Source organism: Streptomyces sp. NPDC052701 (assembly GCF_040678355.1).
Classification (GTDB): domain Bacteria; phylum Actinomycetota; class Actinomycetes; order Streptomycetales; family Streptomycetaceae; genus Streptomyces.
Map to the genome: position 1 here is coordinate 170,693 of NZ_JBFATO010000007.1, position 25,226 is coordinate 195,918.

Consider the following 25,226-nt stretch of genomic DNA (forward strand, 5'->3'; position numbering starts at 1 on the left):
GGTCGGCGCCGCGCCCCCTCCCCCGTGCCGGGCGTGCGCCGTTGCGTAGCCCGCTCATCCCATTCAGCACTACAACTGACCTTCCTGGGAACGGATTTGCCTTATTCGCCACCCCCGGTGCCGAGAACGTTCCCTCGGGTGACCGGTTCCGGATCACCGGAGGGCCGCGCGCGGTCGGACGCGCGACGGACACACGAACGGCGCCTGTGCGGGGAGGGACTCCCGGGCAGGCGCCGTGCGCAGGGGGTGGTGGGGTCTCAGTCGTTGGGGACCACGGGGTAGCGGGGCTCGTTCTCGGCCATCTGCCGCAGCGCGTCCTTGCGTTCGCGCTTGGAGAGCCGGTCGATGTAGAGGTAGCCGTACAGGTGGTCGGTCTCGTGCTGCAAACACCGTGCGAAGTAGCCGGTGCCGCGCACCTTGACCGGGTTGCCCTTCTCGTCCTGCCCGGTCACCTCGGCGTAGTCGGGCCGGGCGAGCGGCGCGTACGCGGTGGGCACCGACAGGCAGCCCTCGTTGCTGTCGTCCAGCCGGCGCCGCTCGGCGGGCAGTTCGACGAGCCTGGGGTTGCAGACCACGCCGACGTGCCGGACGCCCTCGTCGTCGGGGCAGTCGTAGACGAAGACCTTCAGGTCGACGCCGATCTGGTTGGCGGCCAGGCCCACGCCCTCGGCGGTGCGCTGGCTGGCGAACATGTCCGCGACGAGCTGCTGCAGCTCCTCGCCGAAGTCGGTGACGTCCTTGCACTCCCGGTGCAGCACCGGGTTCCCGACCACGGTGATCGGCCGCGAGGTGCCGCGCTCCCGCCAGGCCGTCTCGCGCTCCTCGCAGTCCTCCGTGTCGATGACGTACCCCTCGTCGTCGACGGGGAGCACGCCCGCGTGCTGCTGATCGGTGTCCTGCTGAGCCATGACCGACGTATGCCTTCCTAGAAAACAGGGGGGTGTGGTGCTGGTACAGGGTACGGCGAACGCGTCCCGCGAGGGGCGCGGAACCGTGTCCGGCATGCGGCTCTGCCGCACGGGCGCGACCCGCCACGACGGGCCCGCGTCCGGGCGACGGCCTCAGCACACCTCTTCGAGGTCCCGCCAGTCCCGCGAATCCGGACTGTCGGCGACCCACCCGTCCAGCAGCCCCCGCACCAGCGAAGCCGGCGCGGCCAGGCCGCACTCCCGCTCCGGCACCCACAGCTGCCCGTCGGTGCGGTGCCCCAGCGGCCCGGGGTGCCCCGGCTCACTGTGGTCGTGCGGGTCCAGGTGCTCCCCGTCGCCCTCGTCCGACGGCATCCGCGACTCCGAGCACGTGCGGCACAGCAGCCGCACCGACGACGACCAGTCCTCCGCGGCGAACCCGGCGTCGGCGGCCAGCTGCTCCAGCGCGTCCCGGTCGGTCTCGGTCGCGGCCTCCAGCAGCACCACCCAGGTGGGCACAGGCGAGGGCGCCCACAGCTCGATCTCGTCGAAGACGGGGTAGGTGTGCCCGGCGGCCGTGGTCCGCTCGCCGTGCGGGACGCCGTCGTGCAGGACGACCTCGCCCCAGCGCCGCCCCGAGGAGGGCAGCGGGATCGACAGCACCTCGATGCGGGCCGGGTCCAGCCGCCGCCCCCACACCACCTCGGCCTCCCCCTCCGGGGACAGCCGGACGGCCGCGCTGCCGAGGTCCATGCCGGCCGGCTCGCCGGACTCGGTCGCGCTCCCGGGCACCCGCAGCCCGTACGCCTGCCAGGCGCGCCGGGCCAGCGGCCAGTCCTGCAGGGCGGTGGCGGCGATGCCGACGTTCCACCAGTCGGGCGCCCCGGCGTCCCGGTCGAGCAGGGCCACGGCCCGCAGGCCCGCCGTCCGCGCCTGCTCCCAGTCGTGCCGGAACTTGTGCAGCAGGGCCAGGTTGAACCAGGACTCCGACAGCCAGGGCTCCAGATCGGCGGCCCGCGTCAGCAGCGCCCCCGCGTCCTCGTACCGCCCGTCGCCGATCAGCGTGAACGCGCGGTCGGTGGCCTGCCGCCAGGAGGCGGAGGGCCGGTGCCGTCCCTTGCCGAAGATCCTCACGATTCCCGCCTGCCAGTTCCGTGTGGTGGGCTGGCTGTGCCTTCCGCGCCCCCGGACACCCTCTCCTTCGCATCCAACCACGTGCGGCCGGAAGGGCGCTCATTACCCATGGGTTACCCAGCGGTGGGCAGGGTAAGACACCCCCGGGCCAGCACCCGGGCCAGCGATTCGACCACTTCGGGAGCGTACGTCCCGCCGGTCGCCAGCCGCAGTTCCTCCAGCGCCGTCAGGGGCCCCTCGGGCCCGCCGCCGCGCGCGCTCTCCTCGTACGCGTTCACCGCCCGCACGATCCGCGCGGCGAGCGGCTGCTCCCGGCAGGGATCGGCCTGCCGCTCCACGACCGTCGCCACCCGCGGGTCGACCCCGGTCCGGCGCACGACGGCCCCGCCGAGCAGGGCGATCCGCCGCTGTTCCGTCTCGGGCAGCCCGGCGGTGGCCCCGGCGGGCACCGGGTCGACCAGGCTCAGTTGGCCGATGTCGTGCATGAGGGCCGCGTACTCCAGCACGGTCAGCTCGGGCTCGGTCATGCCGAGGTCCCGCCCGACGGCCCGGCTGAGCGCGGCGACGCGCCGGGCGTGCCCGCAGGGGGTGTACCCGGCAATCTCGGTGGCCCGCGCCAGGGAGGCGATGGTCTGCCGGTAGGTGGCGCGCACGGCGGCGTACCGCCGGAAGGACAGCTGGGCCAGGAGCAGCGGCACGGAGAAGACGGGCAGCGCCCACAGACCCACGACGGCGACCGCGAGCGCCATCACCGCGCCGGTGGCGATGACGGCCGTCCCGATGCCGGGCACCGCCCGCAGCCCGTCCCGCAGCACCGGCCCGAACGGCCACCCGGTGCGCGCGTGGGCCAGCGCGGCGGCGAGCACCGCGTCGCACAGCGCGGTCAGCGACAGCAGCGCGAGCAGCAGCAGCGCGTACGCGGGGCCGATCCAGTCGTCGAACGTGCCCCGGTTGAACAGGGGCTGGAAGCACACGGCCACGAACCCGACGGTGAGCGCGCGGCGTGCCAGGTGGTCGCAGGCGGGTCCGTGCCCGCGCGCGATGTGCGGCACGCTGCCGAGCAGCGAGGCGGTCAGCACCACGGTCACGACCTGGGCGGCGCCGTGGTCCGTGGGCCGCCCGGCGTGCTCCCCGAGCAGCGCGTACGACAGCGCCCCCGCGGCCCCGAGCGGCGCCGCCTCCCTGACCCCCGCGCCGTTCCACCGGATGCCCTCGCCGACGGCCACGAGCACGCCGAAGGCCAGCGCGGCCGGCCGCTCCGCCAGCCCGGTCCACAGGGTGACGCCGAGGCAGACGGCGGCGAGCAGGGCGGCGGATCCGTGGACGAGGGCGAGCAGGACGGGCGGCCGGGGGGAGTTCATCGGTGCGCTCCGGGCCGGCTGGGGACGGGCGGGCCGGGCGGCGGGGCGCCGGGGGCGTGGACGTCGTCGGCCGTCACGGCCGGGCGCCAGCCGTACCGTCCCAGGGCGCGGACCAGCGCCGCGACCATCCGCGGGTCGAACTGGCCCCCCGCACACCGCTGGAGCTCCTCCAGCGCGGCCTCGACGGGCCGGGCCCGGCGGTAGGACCGGGTGGACGTCATCGCGTCGAAGGCGTCGGCGACCGCGACCACCCGCGCCGACTCGGGGATCTGGCCGCCCACGAGTCCGTAGGGGTACCCGGTGCCGTCGAGCCGCTCGTGGTGGTGCAGCACCGCCGCCCGGGCCTCCCCCAGGAAGGAGATGCCCCGCACCATCTCGTGCCCGTACTCGGGGTGCAGCTCGATCACCCGGCGTTCGTCCGGGGTGAGCGGCCCGTCCTTGGTGAGGATCCGGGTGGGCACGCCCAGCTTTCCCACGTCGTGCAGGATCCCGGCGAACCGGATGACCTCGACGCGCTCGTCGTCCATGCCGAGTTCGCGGGCGATCATCATCGACGCGTGCCCGACCCGCTCGCTGTGCCCGCGCGTGTACCCGTCCTTGATGTCGACGGCCTGCACCAGCGCCCGGATCGTCGCCTGGTGGGCGGCCCGTTCCCGGTGGTACTGGGCGAACGCCCACCAGGACACGCGCATCGGCAGCAGCACGAGCAGCGCGGCGACGGGCCCGTACGGGCTGCACCACAGCACGGCCGTCATCAGCCCGGCGAGCCCGTGCACGGCGACGGGGGCGAGCGAGCGCGACAGCAGTCCCCGCCAGGCCCGCCGCACGGGCACCCGCTCGGCCAGCGCCCGGACCCCGCCGTCGAGCAGGGTGAGCACCAGGCAGAACGCCAGCACCGCGGCCCCGGCCGGGCCGAGCGCGTCCGGGAGGTCGCCCGCCGCGACCGCGGCCCGCCCGCCGAGCGCCCGGTGCACCCGGGCGGCGGTCCACACGGCGAGCACCAGCTGAGCGGCGCGCCAGATCCGCCGCAGCAGGACGGGCCGCTGCTCGACGCGCGACAGCAGCGCGCCGGGCAGCGCGACGAGCGCGGCGGCGGGCGCCGGCAGCAGGAAGGCCCCGGCGAGCAGCACCGGGTAGAAGGTGCCCGCCGGGTAGGAGATCGCGGCGAGCCGCGAGCGGGCAAGGCGTTCGCACCCGGCGTACAGGGCGGCGAGCAGCGCGACCGCCCCCCAGGACGTGTGGACCGCCGGCAGCGGCAGCAGGCAGAGCAGGGCCGCCAGGGCGGCGGAGGCGACGTACGCGCGGGCCCGTGCCGGTACCGCCTCCATCAAGCCCCTCCCCGAGCGTGCCCCCGGACTGCGTCTGTCGGATCCGGAGCCTAGGGGTGGCGCGGGGGGTGACGCGGGCCGATAACCCGCGCATTAGCACGTTCGAGTGATGCCTGCCCGGTCGGGGACCGGGCGGCGGACAGCGGCCGGAGTGTCAGGACTCCTGCGGCGTGACGGGCGTCGCGGGGGGCGCGGGCGCGGCGGTGACCTCCTGGTCGGGCACGGCCTGACCGGAGCGGATCAGCTCGATCCGCCCCATGACCTTGGCCCGCAGGTCGCCCGGCACGTCGTCGTGCCCGCAGCACCGCTTGACCAGCTTCTTCACGGCCTGCTCGAGCCCGTACTTCTCCAGGCAGGGCGAGCACTCCTCGAAGTGGTGCTCGAACTTGGTGCACTCGGCATCCGGCATCTCACGGTCGAGGAACTCGTAGAGATGATCGAGGATTTCGCTGCAATCCGTCTCGTGCGGCTCACCGCAGCTCATGACCCCGAGCCTTTCGCTTCGTTCGACTCTCCGGCGCCGGCCGGGACCAGTCCGCGCTCGCGGGCGTAGTCCTCGAGCATGCCGCGCAGTTGACGGCGGCCCCGGTGCAGCCGGGACATCACCGTACCGATGGGTGTCCCCATGATGTCGGCGATCTCCTTGTAGGCAAAGCCCTCCACGTCCGCGAGGTAGACGGCGATGCGGAACTCCTCGGGGATCGCCTGGAGCGCTTCCTTCACGTCCGAGTCGGGCAGGTGGTCGAGCGCCTGCGACTCCGCGGAGCGCAAGCCCGTCGACATGTGCGACTCGGCGCGGGCGAGCTGCCAGTCCTCGATCTCCTCGGCCGCACTGCGCTGCGGTTCGCGCTGCTTCTTGCGGTACGAGTTGATGAAGGTGTTGGTGAGGATCCGGTACAGCCACGCCTTGAGGTTGGTGCCTTCGCGGAACTGGTGGAAGGACGCGTACGCCTTGGCGTACGTCTCCTGCACCAGGTCCTCGGCGTCGGCCGGGTTGCGCGTCATGCGCAGCGCGGCCGAGTACATCTGGTCGAGGAACTCGAGTGCGTCCCGCTCGAAGCGCGCGCTGCGCTCGGCGGTCGTCTCAGCGCCCGTGCCGCCCTGGCCCTCGGGCTGCTCCGCCTGGCCGTTTTCGGTCCCTGCGTCGGTCCCAGTGACCGGACCCACCTCCTCCAGTGATGGCGTGGGACCGTAACCGATCCCACTCGAATCGGAGGATAGACGACCCACGGTCGGGGGCGCCTGCCGGTTCCGTCCGCCCGCCGCTCTCCCGGGGGCGGTCGTCGCCGCGTGCAGCACCGTCCAGTCCAGGTCGGCGCGGCCACGGCTCGGGCAGAAGGTCGAACCCATGCGGCGGACTTCCTCTCCTACGACGGCTCGTGCCGGTTCCCGGCACGTACGTTCGCCACAACAGCGCAGGGTGTCGCGACATTCCCGAAGCTTTACCCGAGTGACCCGGTCCACCTCACGACCGCGCCGGTGATCAGCGCCACGGCCTCGTCCTGGGTGAGCGCGGCACGCTTGGGGACGGCGAAGCCGTGGTCGCCGTGGGGCACCTCGACCAGTTCGTAGGGCCCCTCGGGGAACTCGCCGGGCCTTCCGAACGGGTCGTTGCCGCCCTGCACGACGAGCGTGGGCACCCCGGTCCCGAGCAGTTCCCCGGCGCGGGACCTGTCCGGCCTGCCCGGCGGGTGCAGCGGGAAGCCGAGCGCGAGCACGGCGTGCGCGCCGAGCTCGGTGGCGGTACGGCAGGCCACCCGGGCCCCGGCGCTGCGCCCGCCCGAGACCACCGGCAGGCCCGGCGCGGTGAGCGCGGGCCAGATGCCGCGCCAGCCGGCGTCCAGCGTCCTCGGCGCGGGGGCCACCTTCCTGCCGGCCACCCGCCAGGGCTGCTCGACGAGGGCGACGGTCACGCCGTGGGCAGGCAGGACGGCGGCCAGGGCGCGCAGGTCGCGCGCCTCGATGCCGCCGCCGGCGCCGTGGCCCACGGCCAGGACGAGCCGTGCCTTGCCCGTCGCCCGGTGCCAGGTGACGCGGGCGGTTCCCGCGTCCGTCTCGACCGTCTCGCTCGTCACGCCCGCCATGCCCGCCATGCCCGTCACACTCGTCACGTCAGAAGAGTGTGCCCTCCTCCGGGGCCTCCAGTTCCGTCAGCAGCTCCGGCCCGTTGTTGCGCACGTTGCTCACGGCCGTGGAGACGGGGTAGGCCCGCATCAGCCCCGGGGGCGGCGGGGCCAGCAGCTCGCGCAGGTCGTCGGGGTCCGTGCGGGACGGGTCGAGCCAGGCGTCCCAGCGGTCGGGGGTGAGCATCAGCGGCATCCGGGGGTGGATGTCGGCCAGCGAGCCCGGGCCCTCGGCGGGAGCCACGGCCAGCGGGGTGCTCTCGGCCTCGGTGGTGATCACCGAGCAGGTCGCCCACCAGGCCTGCGGATGGTCGTCGGGCAGGGTCCTGTCCCGCCAGAACTCGTAGAGGCCGGCCATCGCGAAGACGGACCCGTCGGCGGGCAGCACGAAGTACGGCTGCTTGCGCGGCCGCTTCCTGCGCCCCTCGACCTCCAGCTCGCGCTCCTGCGCGCCGGTGACCCACTCGTAGTAGCCGTCGGCGGGCAGGATGCAGCGCCGGGCGGCGAAGGCGCGGCGGTACGACGGCTTCTCGTGGACGGTCTCCGCGCGGGCGTTGATCATCCGGGCCGCGCCCTCGGGGGTCTTCGCCCAGGAGGGGACCAGCCCCCACTTCAGCCGGCGCAGCTGCCGGACCGGCCGCGGGTCGTCCGCGCCCTTCACGGGGCGGTCCAGGACGGCGTGGACCTCCTTGGTGGGCGCCACGTTGTAGTCGGGCCCCAGGATCTCCTCCGGTTCCCACTTCTCGATCCCGAAGATGCCCGCGAGATCCTCTGGTCCACGACTGGCTGCATACCGTCCGCACATACGTGCCACACTGCCAGACTCCGCACGACCAGGAGGAGCCCTCAGCGCCCATGGACCACACCGCATCCGCCTCGCTCGCCTCCCTCTGGGACGAGGTCTCGGGGACCCAGCCCGATCCCGACCTGTGGGTGGTGATCGCGACCCTGGCCGCGGCGTTCGCCGTGGTCGTCCCGCACGTCCTGTGGCGTGTCTCCCGCAACGCGATCACCATCGCCCACGAGGGCGGCCACGGGCTCGTCGCGCTGCTCACCGGCCGGACCCTGACCGGCATACGGCTGCACTCGGACACCAGCGGCCTGACCCTCAGCCGCGGCAAGCCCCACGGCCTCGGCATGATCCTCACCGCGGCCGCCGGCTACACCGCTCCCCCGCTGCTCGGCCTGGGCGGCGCCGCGCTGCTGTCCACCGGCCGCATCACGCTGCTGCTGTGGCTGGCCACGCTCCTGCTGGTGGCGATGCTGGTGATGATCCGCAACGCGTACGGCGCGCTGACCGTGTTCCTCGCCGGCGGCACGTTCGTGCTGGTGTCCTGGCTGACCGGGCCGCAGGTGCAGGCGGCGTTCGCGTACGCGGTGGTGTGGTTCCTGCTGCTGGGCGGGGTGCGCCCGGCGTTCGAGCTGCAGGCCAAGCGGGCGCGGGGCGGGGCGGGCGACTCGGACGCCGACCAGTTGTCGCGGTTGACGCACGTCCCCGCGGGGCTGTGGTTCTTCCTGTTCCACGCGGTGTCGTTGTGCTCGCTGCTCGGCGGGGGCCGCTGGCTGCTGGGGGTGTGACCGGCCGGGCCGGAAAGGGGGCGGGCGGTGCCGGCGTGCGCCGCCGCCGCGCGGGCGCGACCAGCCACAACGCACCCGCGCCCGGACGGCGGTCCCGGCAACGGCCTCCTTATAAAGTGGGGCCATGGCCCTGAACCCCGCACACACCGCCCTCTGGCCCGCCCCGCACGCGAGCGGAGCCGTCGACGCGACGGTCCACGTGCCCGGGTCCAAGTCGGTCACCAACCGTGCCCTGGTGCTCGCCGCCCTGGCCTCCGAGCCCGGCTGGCTGCGCCGCCCCCTGCGCTCCCGCGACACGCTGCTGATGGCCGGCGCCCTGCGGGCCATGGGCGTCGAGATCGAGGAGGGGATCGGCCCGGACGGCACCGGCGAGGCGTGGCGGGTGCTGCCCACGGGCCTGCGCGGCCCGGCCGCCGTCGACGTCGGCAACGCGGGCACGGTGATGCGCTTCCTGCCGCCGGTCGCCGCCCTCGCCGACGGCCCCGTCCGCTTCGACGGCGACCCCCGGTCGTACGAGCGCCCCCTGAACGGCGTCATCGACGCGCTGCGCCGGCTCGGCGCCCGGATCGACGACGACGGCCGCGGCGCGCTGCCGATGACCGTGCACGGCGGCGGCGCCCTGGACGGCGGGACGGTGGCGGTCGACGCGTCCTCCTCGTCCCAGTTCGTCAGCGCCCTGCTGCTGTCCGGTCCGCGCTTCAACCAGGGCGTGGAGGTCCGCCACACCGGCGCGACGCTCCCCTCCCTGCCGCACATCCGCATGACCGTCGACATGCTGCGCGCGGTCGGCGCCCAGGTGGACACCCCGGAGTCGGGCGGCGAGCCGAACGTCTGGCGGGTCACCCCCGGCGCCCTGCTCGGCCGGGACCTCACCGTCGAGCCGGACCTGTCCAACGCCCAGCCGTTCCTCGCGGCGGCGCTGGTGACCGGCGGCCGGGTCGTCGTCCCGGACTGGCCGGCCCGCACCACCCAGCCGGGTGACCGGCTGCGCGAGATCTTCACCGAGATGGGCGGTTCCTGCCGGCTCACCGAGTACGGCCTGGAGTTCACCGGTTCCGGGTCCGTCCACGGCATCGACGTGGACCTGAGCGAGGTCGGCGAGCTGACGCCGGGCATCGCGGCGGTGGCGGCCCTGGCCGACTCGCCCTCGACCCTGCGCGGCGTGGCCCACCTGCGCCTGCACGAGACGGACCGCCTGGCCGCGCTCACCAAGGAGATCAACGAGCTCGGCGGCGACGTCACCGAGACCGCCGACGGTCTGCACATCCGCCCCCGCCGCCTGCACGGCGGGATCTTCCACACCTACGAGGACCACCGGATGGCCACCGCCGGCGCGATCATCGGCCTGGTGGTGGAGGGCGTGCAGATCGAGAACGTGGCCACGACGGCGAAGACCCTGCCGGACTTCCCCGAGCTGTGGACCGGGATGCTCGGGGCATAGGGGCGCGAGGGACCATCATGCGCCGCTACGGCAAGCACACCGACGAGGACGACATCCGCACCCGTCCCGGACGCCGGAACACCCGGCCGCGGACGAACATCCGCCCCAAGCACGAGGACGCGGCCGAGGGCATGGTCCTCACCGTCGACCGGGGTCGCCTGACGTGTCTCGTCGGGGACCGGGTGGTGATGGCGATGAAGGCCCGGGAGCTGGGCCGCAAGGCCGCGGTCGTCGGCGACCGGGTGGCGCTCGTGGGCGACCTGTCCGGCACGAAGGACACCCTGGCGCGGATCGTGCGGATCGAGGAGCGCACCTCGGTCCTGCGCCGCACCGCGGACGACGACGACCCCTACGAGCGCGTGGTCGTCGCCAACGCCGACCAGCTGGCCATCGTCACCGCCCTCGCCGACCCCGAGCCGCGTCCCCGCCTGATCGACCGCTGCCTGGTCGCGGCCTACGACGGCGGCCTGGAGCCGCTGCTGGTCCTCACCAAGTCCGACCTCGCGCCGCCCGACCAACTCCTGGAGCTGTACGGGGACCTGGACATCCCGTACGTCGTCACCAGCCGCGAGGAACTGGAGAACGGCGATGCGGCGGACCGCGTGCGCGCGCACCTGAGGGGCAGGATCACGGCGTTCGTCGGTCACTCGGGGGTCGGCAAGACGACACTGGTCAACGCGCTGGTCCCCGAGGACCGGCGCCGCACCACCGGCCACGTCAACGCGGTGACGGGACGCGGCCGCCACACCACGACGTCGGCGCTGGCGCTGCCGCTGGCGGGCGGCGACGACTGGGTCATCGACACCCCGGGCGTGCGGTCCTTCGGCCTCGCCCACGTCGACCCGTCCCGCGTCATCCACGCCTTCCCCGACCTCGCGCCGGGCACGGAGGGCTGTCCCCGCGCGTGCAGTCACGACGAGCCGGACTGCGCGCTGGACGCGTGGGTGGCCGAGGGGCACGCCGATCCGGCACGGCTGTACTCGCTGCGCAGGCTGCTGTCCACGCGGGAGCACGGGGAAGGCGACTGACCCTCGCGTTGTTCGTCATGGCGTGTTTGTCAGGGCGTGCTGACGGTAAGTGCATACTCGCACCGAGCCGGAGCCAGCACGAGCGGAACATGACGAAGCGGTCACAGGCGTGGCACAACGGGAGGACGACACATGGCGTGGCTGCTGGTCATCGTGGCCGGATTGCTCGAGACGGGCTTCGCCGTGTGCCTGAAGCTGTCGCACGGCTTCACCCGGCTGTGGCCGACGATCGCGTTCTGCGCCTTCGCCCTCGGCAGTTTCGGGCTGCTGACCCTGGCGCTGAAGAAGCTCGACGTGGGTCCCGCGTACGCGGTGTGGACCGGCATCGGCGCGGCGGGCACGGCGATCTACGGCATGGTGTTCCTCGGCGACCTGGTGTCGACCCTGAAGATCGTGTCGATCACGCTGGTGATCGTCGGGGTGATCGGGCTGCAGCTGTCGGGATCGGCGCACTGACGCGCCCTCAGGCCGCGTCACCCGGGCTGCCGGTGCAGGACACCGCGCACCAGGCCGGCCACGCCGCCCCCGTCCGGCGGGGCGGCCACGCAGGACAGGGCGAGGCGGACCACCAGTTCGCAGGAGCGGGCCAGGTCGGCGGTGTCCGGCGCGGGCGTGCCGGGGCCGGACAGGACGGCCACGGCGCGGTCGCGGACGAGCGCGACGAAGTCGCCCGGTGAGGGCAGCGGGCCGTCGGCGCGGCGCTGGGCCGGGAGGGCGCAGGAGGGCGGCACGGCCGACAGGGCCGGTGACGGCAGCCGTTCGCTCCAGCAGCCGGTGAGCATGGCGCGCACCAGGGCGTTCTCGCGGGCCGTCGACGCCAGCCACTCGGCGGTCGCCGTGAGCCGCTCGCGGGGGTCGCCGTGCCCGGCGAGGACGCGCTCGACGCCGGCGAGGCACCCGTCCGCCTCCCGGCGGACGAGCGCCCGGGCGAGTCCGTCCTTGCTGCCGAACTCGTTGTACAGCGTCTGCCGGGACACTCCGGCCGCCGCGGCCACGTCCACCATGCGCACGGCGGACCACGGCCGGCGCGCCAGCGCCGTGTAAGCGGCGTCCAGCAGGGACTCCCGCGCTGCAGGCATCATCGCCTCCCTGGTCCCCTCGGGACGAGCGGCACTGCGCCCAGGTTTGACGCGCCCGGAGGGGCTGTCAAGGGTCCTCGGAGGCAGACGGAGGCGCTGCGGGACCGGACGCCCGGGGTGTTCGCGGCGGGCGGTGCGGGCCGCCGGGCGCACGCCCGGCGCGAAGCCGCACGGCCCGCTCCCGCGCACCTCCGCGCGCCCGTCCTCCAGGCCCCCTGTGGCCCCGCCCCGGCCTCGCCCGATACCGTCGTCACATGCCCGACTACCTCGACGACCTGCGCTTCGCCCACGTCCTCGCGGACGCCGCGGACGCCGCGACGACGGACCGGTTCAAGGCCCTCGACCTGAAGGTCGAGACCAAACCGGACATGACGCCGGTGAGCGAAGCGGACAAGGCGGCGGAGGAGCTCATCCGCCGCCACCTGCAGCGCGCCCGCCCCCGTGACGCGATCCTCGGCGAGGAGTACGGCGTCGAGGGCACCGGCCCCCGCCGGTGGGTGATCGACCCGATCGACGGCACCAAGAACTACGTGCGCGGCGTCCCCGTCTGGGCCACCCTCATCGCCCTGATGGAAGCCGGCGAGGGAGGCTACCAGCCCGTCGTCGGCGTCGTCTCCGCCCCCGCCCTCGGCCGCCGCTGGTGGGCCGCGAAGGGCCACGGCGCCTTCACCGGCCGCAGCCTGACGAAGGCGACCCGTCTGCAGGTCTCGCGCGTCTCCGAGCTCGCCGACGCCTCCTTCGCGTACTCCTCGCTCGGCGGCTGGGAGGAGCAGGGCCGCCTGGACGGCTTCCTGGACCTCGGCCGCAAGGTCTGGCGCACGCGCGCCTACGGCGACTTCTGGCCGTACATGATGGTCGCCGAGGGGTCGGTCGACCTGTGCGCCGAGCCGGAGCTGTCCCTGTGGGACATGGCCGCCAACGCCGTCATCGTCACCGAGGCGGGCGGCACCTTCACCGGCCTGGACGGCCGGCCCGGCCCGCACAGCGGCAACGCGGCCGCGTCGAACGGCCTGCTGCACGACGAGTTGCTGGGATACCTCAACGGTCGTTACTGACCGCCCCCTTGTTGACCCTCCCTTTGCCTGTCACTCTGGGAGCCCCGGACTTGTGAACTTGTGAAAAGTCGAACGAACGGCGGGGACACACCAGGAGGTGGCTCCATCCATGCTCGTCCGCGACGCCATGAGCACGATCGTCCTCACCATCGGCCCCACCCACACCCTCCGTCAGGCCGCCGCGCTGATGTCCGCCCGCCGGGTCGGCGCGGCCGTGGTCCACGACCCCGACGCCGGCGGCATCGGCATCCTCACCGAACGCGACGTCCTGAACGCGGTCGGCCGGGGGCAGGACCCCGACACCGAACGCGCCCACGACCACACCACCACCGACGTCGTGTTCGCCGCCCCGGCCTGGACCCTGGAGGAGGCGGCCCGCGCCATGGCGCACGGCGGCTTCCGCCACCTCGTCGTCCTCGACCGCGGCGAGCCCGCCGGCATCGTCTCGGTCCGCGACATCATCCGCTGCTGGGCACCCGCACGGCAGCGGGTACCGGCCTAGGGTCTGTCGCCGACCTCCCGTCGTCCGCCCGGAGGGCGGGCCCCGCGGCGTCGGGTGCGTGCTCCCGGCGTGCCGGGCGCCGGCCCTCGTACGGGATGCAATCAGGTCTGCACCCGGTGCGGCGAGAGGGCGTGCAGGGCGTCGCGGGGCAGGCGGGAGTCCGACGACAGGCCCTGGGAACGCCGAACGGGCCGGGCCCCTCCGGGGGCCCGGCCCGTCGCCGCGACAAGCGGTCCAGTGCTGGTGATCAGCCGCGCAGGGCCTGGACCGCGGCCTCCAGCCGCTTGCCGAAGTCGTCGTCCGCCTGGCGGAAGTTGCCGATCGCGCGGTCGACGATGTCCTCGCGCGAGACCTGCGAGAGGGAGCCCGCCAGGTTGGCGATCAGGCGCTCCTTCTCGTCCTCCGTCATGAGCCGGTACAGGTTGCCCGCCTGGACGAAGTCGTTGTCCTCGGCGTGCACCGGGGCCTCGTGGTTGCCCGTGCCGCCGGTGACCGGAACCGGCTGCCACAGCGGGCGGTTGGTCTGGAACGGGCCGCCGAAGCTGTTCGGCTCGTAGTTCTTCGCTCCGTTGTGGCGGCCGTCGTACAGGAAGCCGTCACGGGAGTTGGTGCGCGCCTCGGTGGCGTGCGGACGGTTCACCGGCAGCTGGTCGGCGTTGATGCCGACGCGGTAGCGGTGGGCGTCGCCGTACGCGAACAGGCGGCCCTGGAGCATCTTGTCCGGGGACGGGCCGATGCCGGGCACGAAGTGCGCCGGGGAGAAGATCGACTGCTCGACCTCGGCGAAGATGTTCTGCGGGTTGCGGTTGAGCTCCAGCTTGCCGATCTCGATGACCGGGTAGTCCGCGTGCGGCCACACCTTGGTCAGGTCGAACGGGTTGAAGCGGTAGGTCGCCGCCTCGGCCGCCGGCATGATCTGCACGCCCACGGTCCAGCTCGGGTACTCGCCGCGCTCGATGGCCTCGCGCAGGTCCCGCTGGTGGGAGTCGGGGTCCTTGCCCGCGAGGATCTCGGCCTCCTCGGCGGTGAGGTTCTTGATCCCCTGGTCGGTCTTGAAGTGGTACTTGACCCAGAAGACCTCGCCGGCCTCGTTGTTCCACTGGAAGGTGTGCGAGCCGAAGCCGTCCATGTGCCGGTACGAGGCGGGGATGCCGCGGTCACCGAACAGCCAGGTCACCTGGTGCGTGGACTCGGGCGACAGGCTCCAGAAGTCCCAGACGTTGTCCGCCTCCTGCGAGCCCGTGTACGGGTCGCGCTTCTGGGTGTGGATGAAGTCCGGGAACTTGATGGCGTCCTTGATGAAGAACACCGGGGTGTTGTTGCCGACGAGGTCGTAGTTGCCCTCCTCGGTGTAGAACTTCACCGCGAAACCGCGCGGGTCGCGGACGGCGTCCGCCGCGCCCAGGTTGCCGGCCACCGTCGAGAAGCGCAGGAAGACCTCGGTCTGCTTGCCGATCTCGGAGAGGAACTTGGCGCGCGTGTACCGGGTGACGTCGGCGGTGACCGTGAAGGTGCCGTAGGCACCCGCGCCACGGGCGTGCACCACGCGCTCCGGGATGCGCTCACGGTTGAAGTGGGCCAGCTTCTCCAGGAGGAGCTGGTCCTGGACGAGCACCGGGCCGCCGATACCCGCGGTCTCGCTGTTCTGGTTGTCGGCTACCGGAGCACCGGCCTCCGTCGTAAGCGGCCCCTGCGTCACGTACGCCTCCTGCGTCACTTCTGTCCATTCCTGTCGCTTGGCTAAAGCCATGCCCGATCCTACAATGGACAATGTCTAAGTCAAGTGAAGTTCCAAATTCACACCGGTTCGGGACCTGGTCCCCCTTGCTGTTAGGCTGGTCTGCATGAGTGACCTTCTGGATCGGCTGCGCGGACGCGGATGGCGGATGACCGCGCAGCGGCGTGTGGTGGCCGAGGTCCTCGACGGCGAACACGTCCACCTGACGGCCGACGAGGTGCACGCCCGGGCCGTCGCGAAGCTGCCGGAGATCTCCCGGGCGACCGTCTACAACACGCTGGGCGAGCTGGTATCGCTCGGCGAGGTGATCGAGGTCAGCACCGACAAGCGCGCCAAGCGGTACGACCCGAACGCCCACCGTCCGCACCACCACCTGGTCTGCGCCCGGTGCGGCGCGATCCGGGACGTGCACCCGCAGGGCAACCCGCTGGCCGACCTCCCCGACTCGGAGCGCTTCGGCTTCACGGTCTCGGACGTCGAGGTGACCTACCGCGGCCTCTGCCCGGACTGCGCGAAGGCGTAGCTCCCCGGTTCTCCCCAAGCCCCGGCACCGAGGCGTGCCGGGGCTTCGCGCTGCGCGCGCCCTCGATCCGCTCCGCGGCCGGCGAGACGTCCCCCAACGCACCGAGGGCCGGAACCCTTTCGGGTTCCGGCCCTCGGCCTTCAGTAGCGGGGACAGGATTTGAACCTGCGACCTCTGGGTTATGAGCCCAGCGAGCTACCGAGCTGCTCCACCCCGCGTCGGTGAATGCAACGTTACGTCAAGGACGCGGACGGAAGCAAATCGCTTGTCGGCGCACCGCCCCCGGCCGGCTCGCCCGTCACGCCGACAGCTCCTGCCGAAGCGCGTCCCGCAGCCGCGCCGCCCGCTCCGCGACAGCCTCCGGACCGATCGCCACCGCGCGGTCGGCCCACCTCTGCCCTTCCGCCAGCTCCCCCCGACGCGCGTAGACCAGGGCCAGCCGGAGCGCCGCCCGACCGTGCCCGGCCTGGGCCGCCCGCTTCCACCAGACCACCGCTTCCGGCTCGCTCCCCTCCCGGGCCAACAACAGTCCCAGGTTGAACGCGCCGTTGCGGGATCCGGCCTCGGCCGCCTCCCGGTACCACCGCGCCGCCTCGACCACGTCGCCCCGCGCCGCGGCGAGCATGCCCACCCGCACCTGCGCCCGCCGATGGCCCTGGGAGGCCGCCCGCTCGTACCACTCCTCGCATTCGCTGCGCCGGTGCACCGGCTCCCCGAGCTCGTGCGCGGGCTCCGGCGGCCGCCGCGCGTCGAGCACGGTCGCCAGCCGGTACGCGGCCTCGGCGCTGCCGCCCCCAGCGGCGCACCTCAGGTACCGCTCCGCCTCCTGCTCGTCCCCGTCCCGCAGCCGCGCGATCCCCACCTGGAGCGCCGCTTCCGTGTGCCCGGCGGCCGCGGCCCGCTCGTACCAGCGCAGGGCGGCGTCCTCCTCGCCCCGCCCGGCGTACAGGATGCCCAGGTTGAACGCGGCGTCCACGCTGCCGGCCTCCGCGGCCTTGGAGAACCACGGCTCCGCGCCCGCCTCGTCCCCGCCCTGCAGCAGCAGGATCGCGAGCGCGTTGGCCGCCTCCCGGTGCCCGGCGTAGGCGGCCCGCCGGTACCACTGCTCGGCCTGCGCGGTGCGGTCCTGCTCGGCGCAGAGCAGGCCCAGGTTGTACGCGCCGTTCACGTCTCCCGCGTCCATGGCGGCCCGGTACCAGCGCTCGGCGGTCTGCGTCTCGCCCCGCTCGGCGTGCAGCGCGCCCAGCGCGTTGGCCGCGTTGCCGTCGCCGTCCTGCGCGGCGCGCAGCCACCACACGGCGGCGTTCTCGGTGTCGCCCGCGTCCCGCAGCAGGAAGCCCAGCGCGCAGGCGGCCCGCGCCTCCCCGTCCTTGGCGGACGTCAGGTACCAGCGCCCGGCCTCCTTGAGCTCGCCGCGCCTCTCCAGGATCGCCCCGAGATACAGCGCGGCCCGCCGGTGTCCGCGCGCGGCGGCCTGCCGGTACCACTGGGCGGCCTCCTCCAGCAGGCGGGCACCGTCGTCGCCGTCGGGTTCCTGCGCGGCCCGCCGGTCCAGTGCCCGTGCCAGGCGGTACGCCGCCTCCCGGTGCCCGCGCTCGGCCGCGGCCCGCATCCACTGCTCGGCGCCGGCGTCCCCGCGGTGCTCCAGCAGCTCGGCGAGCGCGTACGCGCCCAGGACGTGCCCCTGCTCGGCGGACTGGCGCAGCCAGTACTCGGCGGCCGGTTCGTCGCCGCGCTCACGGTGGTGCCGGCCGAGCGCGTGCGCGGCCGCGGCGGATCCGGCGACGGCGGCGATCCGCCACCATCCGGCGGCCTCGTCGGCGTACCCGCGCTGGTGCAGAAGGACCCCGAGGTTGTTGGCGGCGGCGCGGTCGCCCGCGGCGGTGGCGGCACGCAGATGGGGTTCGGCTCCGTCCAGATCGCCCCGGCGCAGCAGCATGGCGCCGAGGACGCTCATCGCCTCGACGTCACCGGCCTCGGCGGCGAGCCGCCGGCGCAGCTCCTCGGCCGCCTCGTCGGCGATCTCCCCGGCTTCGTCCGGGGTGTCCTCCCGGCTGGAAAGCTGCACAAAACGCCCTGTCCCGAACAGAGTTGCCTTGTCCCCCATAACGTCCATCGTCGCACCACCTGCAACCTGGGTACACCTGGTATACCGCAGTCAGTGAGGTCACTTCAGCGTTTTGTCGACATGCCCACAGAGAGACAAGTCAAACACAGATCGGCCCAACTCCCCCCGTCGGCACGGCCGCACACCGCGCCAGCACATGCGTTCACACATCACGAAGGCCCGGATTCCTTGCGGAATCCGGGCCTTCGCTTCTTCAGTAGCGGGGACAGGATTTGAACCTGCGACCTCTGGGTTATGAGCCCAGCGAGCTACCGAGCTGCTCCACCCCGCGTCGTTGTGTCACCACCGTACCACGACGCGGGGAGGGCTTGATCAGCCTGTGCCCTCACGGCCGGCATCGGGGCTCGGGCTCGGGCTCGGGCCGCCGTCGGCGGCCCTGCCGGCCCGGGCCTGCGCCTCCTCCGCCCGCCGCAGGGCGTCCTCGAGGTCCTTCTGCGCCCGGCCGTACGCCTCCCAGTCGTTGTTCTTCAGGGCCTCCTGGCCGGCCTCGAAGGCCTCCTGGGCGTCGCCCAGCGCCTCCTCGACCGTCGGGTTGTCGGACGCCGGCGGCGGTGGCGTGTCCCCGCCCTCGTCCGGCGGTTCGGGCGTCGGCGTCGAACCCTCCGCCCCGAAGACCTTGTCGAGGGCCTCCTCCAGGGTGTTCTCGAAGGCGGTCTCGCCGCCGTAGGTCACCAGCACCTTCCGCAGCAGCGGGTACTTGAGTCCACCGCCGCGTACGTAGACCGGCTCCACGTACAGCAGTCCTCCGTCGAGCGGCACGGTCAGCAGGTTGCCGTACTCGACCTCCGAGTCGCCGCCCCGCAGCAGCCTGATCGACTCGGCGATGTCCTCCTGCGAGTTGAACTGGCTCTGGACCTGTTTGGGTCCGTTGACCGTCGTGTTCGTCGGCAGTTTCAGGATCCTGATCGTGCCGTAGTCGGGCGTGCCCGCCTCGGCGTCGACCGCCATGAACGCGCTGAGGTTGTCCCGGCCGTTGGGCGTGAAGGTCGTCGTCAGCGAGAACGCCTGCGCCTTCTGGTCCGGCATCCTCATGCTCAGGTAGTACGGCGGCACCGCGTCGCCCGTCCGGTTGGTCGGGTCGTCGGGCACCTGCCACACCTCGCTGCCGCTGAGGAACGTCGTCGCGTCCTTCACGTGGTAGCGGGTGAGCAGCTCCCGCTGGACCTTGAACAGGTCCTGCGGATAGCGCAGATGGGCCATCAGCGAGTCGGAGATCTCGCTCTTGGACTCCACCGTGCCCGGGAAGGCCTTCATCCAAGTCTTCAGGACCGGGTCCTCGGTGTCCCACTGGAAGAGCTTGACCTCGCCGCTGTAGGCGTCGACGGTCGCCTTCACCGAGTTGCGGATGTAGTTGACCTGGTTCTGCTGGGCCACCACCGCGCGGTTGTCGTTGGTGGCGGTCAGCGAGTCGGCCGTCGTGTCGCCGAGGGTGGTGCGGGAGGAGTACGGGTATCCGTTCGTGGTCGTGTACGCGTCGACGATCCACTGGATACGGCCGTCCACGACCGCCGGGTAGGCGTCGCCGTCGATGGTCAGCCACGGGGCGACCGCCTCGACGCGCTCCTTGGGCGTGCGGTTGTACAGGATCCGCGAGCCCTCGCCGATCGCGCCGGAGTACAGGATCTGCGGCTCGCCGAAGGCCGCCGCGTACGCGGCCCGGTTCACCGGGCTGGAGAGGTTGACCCCGCTGTCGCCCTTGTAGCTGGTGGTCTTCTCGCCGTTGTCGTCGGAGTAGTCGATCTCCTTCTGGGGACCGCCGACGATCGAGTACGTGGTGGTCTTCTCGCCGTAGTAGACCCGCTGCTCGTACGTCCCGAGGTCGCCCTTGGACGGCAGGTCGGACTCGGTGAAGACCGGGCGGCCCTGGGCGTCGGCGCTGGTGCCCTCGGCGGCGACGACGCCGTAGCCGTGGGTGTAACGGAAGTGGTTGTTGATCCAGTTCTTCTTCGGGATGCCCGCGAGGTTCAGCTCGCGCAGACCGATGACGGTGTCCTGCTCCTTGCCGTCCTCGGCGTAGCGGTCGACGTCCAGGTTGGTCGGGAACGCGTAGTAGTTCCTGATCTGCTGGAGCTGCTGGAACGTCGGCGAGACGATGTTCGGGTCCATGATGCGGATGCTCGCCGTGGCGTCGGCGTCGTCCCGCAGCGTCGCCTTGTCCGCGGTCCTGCTCGTGCCCGAGTAGTCGGTGACCTTGGTGCCGTCGATGCCGTACGCCTCACGCGTCGCCTTCAGGTTCTTCTCGACGTACGGCGCTTCCTTGGCCTGCTCGTTCGGCTGGACCTGGAACTTCTGCACGATCGCCGGGTACAGGCCGCCGATGAGGATCGCCGAGAGCACCATCAGGCCGAAGCCGATCACGGGCAGCTGCCAGGTGCGCCGCCACAGGGTGGCGAAGAACAGCAGCGCGCAGATCACGGCGATGCAGAACAGGATGGTCTTGGCCGGCAGGTAGGCGTTGGCGTCGACGTACCTCAGGCCCGTCCAGTTGTCGGTCGCCTTGAAGTCGCTGGACTTGACGGCGAGTCCGTACCGGTCGAGCCAGTACGCGACCGCCTTCAGGGCGACGAAGATCCCGAGGAGCACCGACAGGTGCCCGGTGGCGGCGGCCGTGGCGCGCGCGCCCGGGCTGGTGACGCGCAGCCCGCCGTACAGGTAGTGGGTGAGCGCGGCGGCGATCACCGACAGGATCGTGGCGGCGAAGCCGAAGCCGAGCAGGAACCGGTACCAGGGCAGGTCGAAGGCGTAGAAGGAGACGTCCAGCCGGAACTGCGGGTCCTTCTCGCCGAAGGACACGCCGTTGACCCACATCAGCCAGGTCCGCCACTGGCCGGAGGCGGAGGCGCCGGCGATCAGGCCCACCAGGGAGGTGACCCCGAGCAGCAGCCACTTCTTGTAGGGCGCGATGCCCATCCGGTAACGGTCGAGGTTCTGCTGCTCCATCGACATGGCGCTCAGCGGCGGCCTGAGCCGGTGCGCCAGCCAGATGTTGAAGCCGACGGCGAGGGCCATCAGCAGGCCGAAGACGAAGAACAGCCCGATCTTCGTCGCCAGGGTGGTGGTGAAGACGGACGAGTACTTCACCGACCGGTACCAGAGCCAGTCCGTCCAGAAGCCCGCGAACATGGTGAACGCCATGCCGAGGACGGCCAGGACGCCCAGCGTCATGAGCAGGGTCCGGACACGCCGGGACGGGCGGCCCACTCTCATCCGTGGCCCCGTCGGGCCTCCGCCGCGGTCCGGCATCTGGAAAGCCAAGGTGCGCACCTCGAAGTCGCTGTTGATTCGTCAGGCCCGCGTGTTCGCGGACCGTCCGTGGTCCCCCCTGATCGTGGGCCCACACCTATGCAACTTACTCACCGTTTACTCGGTTCCCGATTCCGGCCGGGAACGAGGCAGGATTGTGACCATGTCCAACACTCCCATGGCGGCGAACCCGCTCACCCGGGCCGTGCTCGAGATCGACGAGTACGTCTCCGGTCTCGGCTGGGACCAGCCCGCCCGCCTCTTCGCCCTCGTCGACACCGCACGGCTGCGGGCCGAGCAGCCCTCGCTCGCCGACCGGCTCGGTCTGGGCGACGAGCCGGAGACCTCCCACCTCACCCCGATCGAGCAGGACGAGATTCCGGCGGGCAAGCCGCTGGACGAGTTCCTCGGCACGATCGCCTGGCCCGACGCGGTGACCGGCTGCGCCCTCGCCGTGGAGCGGCTGATGCTGCCGCCGTCCGCGGAGGCGCAGGTTCCGCAGGATCTCGACGAGGCCGCGCTGACGAAGTGGGTGGCCGAGCACCCCGACCGCCAGGAGGTGCGCATGACGGTCGCGGTGCTGCGCGACGGCGCCCGCGAGTCGGCCCTGCGGCTGCGCGAGAAGGACTCCCCCACGGAGGTCCTCACCGGCTCCGACCTGGTGCCCGGCCTGGCGGAGGCGCTGGCGGCGACGTTCGAGGAGTAGCCCCGGGGGCTACCCGGCCGTGCACTTCGGCAGGTCGGCGGTGTCGCCGGAGCGGATGTCCCCGAGGGCGCCGAGGGCGTCGTCCATGGTCTTCACCTTGACCAGGGTGAGGCCCTCGGGGGTGTCCCGGGCGGCGGCCGCGCAGTTGTCGGCCGGTGTCAGGAAGTACTCGGCGCCCTTGCCGCGCGCGCCGACCATCTTCATCTCGATGCCGCCGATCGGCCCGACGTTGCCCTCGTCGTCGATCGTGCCGGTGCCGGCGACGAACTTCCCGCCGGTGAGGCTGCCCGGGGTGAGCTTGTCGTAGATGCCGAGCGCGAACATCAGACCGGCGCTCGGCCCGCCCACGTCCGCGAGCTTGATGTCGATGGTGAACGGGAACGTGTGGTCGGTCCCGGCGGAGATCCCGACGATGGCCCGCTTCTCGCCGCCGTCGTCGGACGCCTTCGTCGTGACGGTGACGTCCCGCGTCCCGGTCGCCGCCCGCTTCTCCTTCTCGGCCGCGGCCTGCTCCTTGGCGGGCACGATCGTGAAGACGACGTCCTGGCCGGGCTTGTGCCTGGTCACCAGTTCGGCGACGTCGGCGGGCTCCTTCACCGCCGTGCCGTCGACGGCCTTGATCACGTCGCCCGCGTGCAGCCTGCCCTGCGCCGGGGAGTCCTTGACGACGGTGGAGACGATCACCCAGGACGTCACCGGGATGCCGAGTTCCTTCAGCGCCGCGACCTTGGCGCTCTCCTGGGACTGGCTGAACTCCTCGGCGTTCTCCTGGGTGGACTCCTCCTCGGTCTTGCCGTCCGGGTACAGGGTGTCGTGCGGCACGACCTTGTTGTCGTGCGCGAGCCAGCCGTACACGGCCTCGACGAGGTTCATCCGGTAGTCGGCGCTGGTGACCCGCACGGTGGTCATGTTCAGGTGCCCGGAGGTCGCGTAGGTCTTCCGGCCGGAGATCTGCAGCACCGGCTCGCCGTCGTGGCCGCCGAGCGTGTTCACCGTCGGCCCCGGGGACATCTCCGCGTACGGCACGGGGATGAACACTCCCGCGCACAGGAGCGCGATCAGCATCAGGGTGGAGGCGAGCATCGTCGCAGTGCGGCGTGGCATGCCTCGACAGTACGGGACGCTTCTGTCAGCGCACCGTCAGGGCCGCCCGTCCGAGGCGGCCCCATCGATGTGTACGCCTGTGACCTGCGCTTTCAGTGGACTTCAGCTTCCGGTCCGGGACTTTTCCATGACCTCGCAGAAGCGGGCGTAACCGATGAGCTCGGGGCCGTCGCCGCGGACCTTGCGGGTCCGGTTGGCCCAACTGCCCCACAGCCCCGCGCCGATCGCGGCCATCAGCGGTATCAGCAACCAGGCGAGCGCCGCCATGCCGACCTCCCAACCCCACGTGAGCGTCCGCGACTGACTGATCAGCAGATTAACCATCCGCAGTGACAACGCTCACGCCCGGGGTACGGTTACGCAACCGGAGGGCGGCCCGCGGCCCGGCGGGGCCCAGGGGCTGTCGTCGAACTCCCGCCTGCCCCGCGACGACAGGCCCTAGCAGGCGCCGACCCACTCCTCGGTGCCGTCGGAGAACTTCTGGTGCTTCCAGATGGGCACCTCGTGCTTGAGGTCGTCGATCAGCTTCCGGCAGGCCTCGAAGGCCTCCCCGCGGTGCGGGCACGACACGCCGACGACCACGGCCAGGTCCCCGACCCGGAGGTCCCCCACCCGGTGCACGGCGGCCAGCGCCCGCACCGGATACTCCGCGGCCACCTTCTCGGCGATCCGCCGCATCTCGGCCTCGGCACTGGGATGGCACGAGTACCCGAGCGCGTCGACGTCGGCGCCCCCGTCGTGGTTGCGCACGGTCCCGACGAACAGCGCGGTGCCGCCGGCGGCGTCGTCCCCCACGGCCCGGAAGACCTCCTCCAGGGACAGGGGCGTCTCCCGGACGGCGATCAGCTTGACGGGATCCTGCGCGGCCCGCTCGCCGGGATGGTCGTTCGTGGGTGCCATGGCTCCATCGTGCCCCACGACGGCGACAGCGCGGAACGGTGCTGTCGCCCGGCAGGCGCGCCCGCCGCTCCGCGGGCCCCCGCAGGCGGGCCGCCGGCCGGGCCGGAGACCAGGCGCGGCCCCGCGTCAGACCCGCCGCCGCGCCTTCCGCGCCCGCCGCACGACCGCGGCGGCGCCCAGCAGGGCCACCGTCGCGCCCGCGGCCCCGGCCGCCGTCGCGTCCTTGCGGCCGAGCCGCCGGCCGGCCACCGTGTGCCTGCCGGAGACCTCCTCCAGCAGCTGCGCGAGCACCTCCTCGTTCGTGTACTTCGGCCGCCACCCGGCGTCGTGCAGCCGGCTCCCGCTCACCACCCAGGGGTACATCGTGTAGGCCAGGTCCCCGGCCGGGGACGGCGTCAGCCCGATGCGGTGCAGCCGCGCCGCCGCGCCCAGCGCGACCGCCGACGGCAGCTCCATGCGCCGGATCCCGCTGAGCTCCTCGACCTCCTCCTGCTCCAGCCATCCGTCGCAGCCGACGGCCAGCTCCCCGTCGACCTTCTCCAGCACGGCGTACTCCAGAGCGCTGCACAGGTCCTCGACATGGCAGAACTGCCACGCGGGCCGCGACCCGGCCACGACCAGCAGCCGAGGCGACTCGAAGTACCTGGTCAGCGCGGTGTCCGTGCCCCCGACCAGCACAGCGGGCCGTACGACGGTGACGTTGAGCCCGGGGTGGGCCCGCGGCGCCCTGCGCGCGAGCCGCTCGATCTCCAGGAGGTCGCCGACCCCCGTCGCCTCGGCCGTGGCCCGCAGCTCCGCGTCCTCGGACAGCGGCAGCTCGTTGTCCGGCAGCGCGCCGTAGACCATCGCCGAGGTGCACAGCACGGCCCGGTGCACCCCGGCCGCGGCGGCCGCCGTCAGAACGGTCTGCGTCCCCCGCACGTTGTAGGCCGTCCGGGCGGCCGCGTCCGTCTCCAGGTCGAGGTCCAGCGCCAGGTGCACCACCACGTCGGCCCCGCGCAGTTTGTCCGCGATGGCGGGATCCCGTACGTCCAGGATGTGCCACTGCGCCGCCGCGCACTCGCCGCGCCGCTCGTCGATGGCGATGACCTGCTTGATCTCCTCCGAGGCGGCGAGCCGCTCGGTGAGCAGCGCTCCGACACCGGACGCGGCGCCGGTGACCGCGACGACGGGCCCGCGCGCGGCGGGGCCCACAGGACTGGTTGACTGGTTTCGCGCTGCGCGAACCTGCGGATCTGGGGAACTCACCGGGCGTCTCCAGCGGTTGTCTTCAGTACGCACGCGAGTGACGCGTACGTACCAGGTGGCATCCATCCTGCCGCAGGCCTTCGGCCGGCGAAGCACCGA

At 72.7% G+C, this 25,226-nt stretch carries 24 protein-coding genes and 2 tRNA genes; 8 read left to right on the forward strand and 18 right to left on the reverse strand.

Features of this window, described 5'->3' with window-relative positions:
* Positions 1 to 257 precede the first annotated feature (257 nt).
* The 8 genes from def to AB0L29_RS11790 all read right to left on the reverse strand — a co-directional run bounded on the left by def (position 258) and on the right by AB0L29_RS11790 (position 7,659).
* Positions 258 to 908 (reverse strand): peptide deformylase, encoded by a 651-nt coding sequence (gene def / locus AB0L29_RS11755; protein WP_365825900.1) that lies wholly within the window; start codon positions 906 to 908, stop codon positions 258 to 260.
* A gap of 153 nt (positions 909 to 1,061) precedes the next feature.
* Positions 1,062 to 2,042 carry a hypothetical protein gene (locus tag AB0L29_RS11760; RefSeq protein WP_365825902.1) on the reverse strand — a complete coding sequence of 327 codons (981 nt, stop codon included), beginning with the start codon at positions 2,040 to 2,042 and terminating at the stop codon, positions 1,062 to 1,064.
* Between the two features lie 113 nt (positions 2,043 to 2,155).
* On the reverse strand, positions 2,156 to 3,403 hold the full coding sequence (locus AB0L29_RS11765) for an HD domain-containing protein (RefSeq protein ID WP_365825904.1): 1,248 nt from the start codon (positions 3,401 to 3,403) through the stop codon (positions 2,156 to 2,158).
* Positions 3,400 to 4,731, reverse strand: a complete 1,332-nt coding sequence (locus AB0L29_RS11770; protein WP_365825906.1) for an HD-GYP domain-containing protein — start codon at positions 4,729 to 4,731, stop codon at positions 3,400 to 3,402. The genes AB0L29_RS11765 and AB0L29_RS11770 overlap by 4 nt, the downstream gene beginning before the upstream one ends.
* 154 nt (positions 4,732 to 4,885) lie before the next feature.
* Positions 4,886 to 5,215 carry a mycothiol system anti-sigma-R factor gene (gene rsrA / locus AB0L29_RS11775; RefSeq protein WP_365825908.1) on the reverse strand — a complete coding sequence of 110 codons (330 nt, stop codon included), beginning with the start codon at positions 5,213 to 5,215 and terminating at the stop codon, positions 4,886 to 4,888.
* On the reverse strand, positions 5,212 to 5,898 hold the full coding sequence (gene sigR / locus AB0L29_RS11780; protein WP_365825910.1) for an RNA polymerase sigma factor SigR: 687 nt from the start codon (positions 5,896 to 5,898) through the stop codon (positions 5,212 to 5,214). The genes rsrA and sigR overlap by 4 nt, the downstream gene beginning before the upstream one ends.
* 275 nt (positions 5,899 to 6,173) lie before the next feature.
* The gene (locus AB0L29_RS11785) at positions 6,174 to 6,815 is read right to left on the reverse strand and encodes an alpha/beta family hydrolase (protein WP_365825995.1); all 642 of its coding nucleotides are present in this window, start codon (positions 6,813 to 6,815) and stop codon (positions 6,174 to 6,176) included.
* 28 nt (positions 6,816 to 6,843) lie between these two features.
* Entirely contained in the window at positions 6,844 to 7,659 is an 816-nt protein-coding gene (locus AB0L29_RS11790) for an SOS response-associated peptidase (RefSeq protein WP_365825912.1), read from the reverse strand.
* 50 nt (positions 7,660 to 7,709) lie between these two features.
* Between AB0L29_RS11790 and AB0L29_RS11795 the strand changes: the two genes are divergently transcribed.
* From AB0L29_RS11795 to AB0L29_RS11810, 4 genes are all read left to right on the forward strand, one after another.
* Positions 7,710 to 8,432, forward strand: coding sequence for a M50 family metallopeptidase (locus AB0L29_RS11795; RefSeq protein WP_365825914.1), 723 nt, complete (start codon positions 7,710 to 7,712; stop codon positions 8,430 to 8,432).
* 124 nt (positions 8,433 to 8,556) lie between these two features.
* Positions 8,557 to 9,873 carry a 3-phosphoshikimate 1-carboxyvinyltransferase gene (aroA, locus tag AB0L29_RS11800; protein ID WP_365825916.1) on the forward strand — a complete coding sequence of 439 codons (1,317 nt, stop codon included), beginning with the start codon at positions 8,557 to 8,559 and terminating at the stop codon, positions 9,871 to 9,873.
* A 17-nt stretch (positions 9,874 to 9,890) separates the two neighbouring features.
* On the forward strand, positions 9,891 to 10,901 hold the full coding sequence (gene rsgA, locus AB0L29_RS11805) for a ribosome small subunit-dependent GTPase A (RefSeq protein ID WP_365825918.1): 1,011 nt from the start codon (positions 9,891 to 9,893) through the stop codon (positions 10,899 to 10,901).
* 132 nt (positions 10,902 to 11,033) lie between these two features.
* Entirely contained in the window at positions 11,034 to 11,357 is a 324-nt protein-coding gene (locus AB0L29_RS11810) for a multidrug efflux SMR transporter (protein WP_189901049.1), read from the forward strand.
* Between the two features lie 17 nt (positions 11,358 to 11,374).
* Here the strand turns inward: AB0L29_RS11810 and AB0L29_RS11815 are convergent, their stop codons facing one another.
* Positions 11,375 to 11,983, reverse strand: coding sequence for a TetR/AcrR family transcriptional regulator (locus AB0L29_RS11815; protein WP_365825919.1), 609 nt, complete (start codon positions 11,981 to 11,983; stop codon positions 11,375 to 11,377).
* Between the two features lie 251 nt (positions 11,984 to 12,234).
* On the opposite strand from AB0L29_RS11815, the gene hisN reads away from it, so the two are divergent.
* Positions 12,235 to 13,035: a histidinol-phosphatase gene (gene hisN, locus AB0L29_RS11820; RefSeq protein WP_365825921.1), complete on the forward strand. Its 801-nt coding sequence runs from the start codon at positions 12,235 to 12,237 to the stop codon at positions 13,033 to 13,035.
* 109 nt (positions 13,036 to 13,144) lie between these two features.
* On the forward strand, positions 13,145 to 13,537 hold the full coding sequence (locus AB0L29_RS11825) for a CBS domain-containing protein (protein ID WP_365825923.1): 393 nt from the start codon (positions 13,145 to 13,147) through the stop codon (positions 13,535 to 13,537).
* A 247-nt stretch (positions 13,538 to 13,784) separates the two neighbouring features.
* Here AB0L29_RS11825 and AB0L29_RS11830 read toward each other — a convergent pair whose 3' ends face one another.
* Positions 13,785 to 15,236, reverse strand: coding sequence for a catalase (locus AB0L29_RS11830; protein ID WP_365825925.1), 1,452 nt, complete (start codon positions 15,234 to 15,236; stop codon positions 13,785 to 13,787).
* Between the two features lie 145 nt (positions 15,237 to 15,381).
* Here AB0L29_RS11830 and AB0L29_RS11835 point away from each other — a divergent pair, with 145 nt between their 5' ends.
* Positions 15,382 to 15,798: a Fur family transcriptional regulator gene (locus AB0L29_RS11835; RefSeq protein WP_365825927.1), complete on the forward strand. Its 417-nt coding sequence runs from the start codon at positions 15,382 to 15,384 to the stop codon at positions 15,796 to 15,798.
* A 144-nt stretch (positions 15,799 to 15,942) separates the two neighbouring features.
* Here AB0L29_RS11835 and AB0L29_RS11840 read toward each other — a convergent pair.
* The 4 genes from AB0L29_RS11840 to AB0L29_RS11855 form a co-directional block, all read right to left on the reverse strand.
* A tRNA-Met gene (locus AB0L29_RS11840) sits at positions 15,943 to 16,016 on the reverse strand.
* 80 nt (positions 16,017 to 16,096) lie between these two features.
* Positions 16,097 to 17,914, reverse strand: coding sequence for a tetratricopeptide repeat protein (locus AB0L29_RS11845; RefSeq protein WP_365825929.1), 1,818 nt, complete (start codon positions 17,912 to 17,914; stop codon positions 16,097 to 16,099).
* Between the two features lie 209 nt (positions 17,915 to 18,123).
* A tRNA-Met gene (locus tag AB0L29_RS11850) sits at positions 18,124 to 18,197 on the reverse strand.
* Positions 18,198 to 18,238: 41 nt separating this feature from the next.
* Positions 18,239 to 21,169: a UPF0182 family protein gene (locus tag AB0L29_RS11855; RefSeq protein WP_365825997.1), complete on the reverse strand. Its 2,931-nt coding sequence runs from the start codon at positions 21,167 to 21,169 to the stop codon at positions 18,239 to 18,241.
* 163 nt (positions 21,170 to 21,332) lie between these two features.
* On the opposite strand from AB0L29_RS11855, the gene AB0L29_RS11860 reads away from it, so the two are divergent.
* Positions 21,333 to 21,875, forward strand: coding sequence for a PPA1309 family protein (locus AB0L29_RS11860; RefSeq protein WP_365825931.1), 543 nt, complete (start codon positions 21,333 to 21,335; stop codon positions 21,873 to 21,875).
* Between the two features lie 9 nt (positions 21,876 to 21,884).
* On the opposite strand, the gene AB0L29_RS11865 is transcribed toward AB0L29_RS11860, so the two are convergent.
* From AB0L29_RS11865 to AB0L29_RS11880, 4 genes are all read right to left on the reverse strand, one after another.
* On the reverse strand, positions 21,885 to 22,979 hold the full coding sequence (locus AB0L29_RS11865) for a PDZ domain-containing protein (protein ID WP_365825932.1): 1,095 nt from the start codon (positions 22,977 to 22,979) through the stop codon (positions 21,885 to 21,887).
* 102 nt (positions 22,980 to 23,081) lie between these two features.
* A complete protein-coding gene (locus AB0L29_RS11870) occupies positions 23,082 to 23,303 on the reverse strand; it encodes a hypothetical protein (protein WP_365826001.1) in 222 nt (73 codons plus the stop codon).
* Between the two features lie 114 nt (positions 23,304 to 23,417).
* The gene (locus AB0L29_RS11875) at positions 23,418 to 23,879 is read right to left on the reverse strand and encodes a molybdenum cofactor biosynthesis protein MoaE (protein WP_365825934.1); all 462 of its coding nucleotides are present in this window, start codon (positions 23,877 to 23,879) and stop codon (positions 23,418 to 23,420) included.
* Positions 23,880 to 24,005: 126 nt separating this feature from the next.
* Entirely contained in the window at positions 24,006 to 25,127 is a 1,122-nt protein-coding gene (locus tag AB0L29_RS11880; protein WP_365825936.1) for an SDR family oxidoreductase, read from the reverse strand.
* Positions 25,128 to 25,226: the final 99 nt, after the last annotated feature.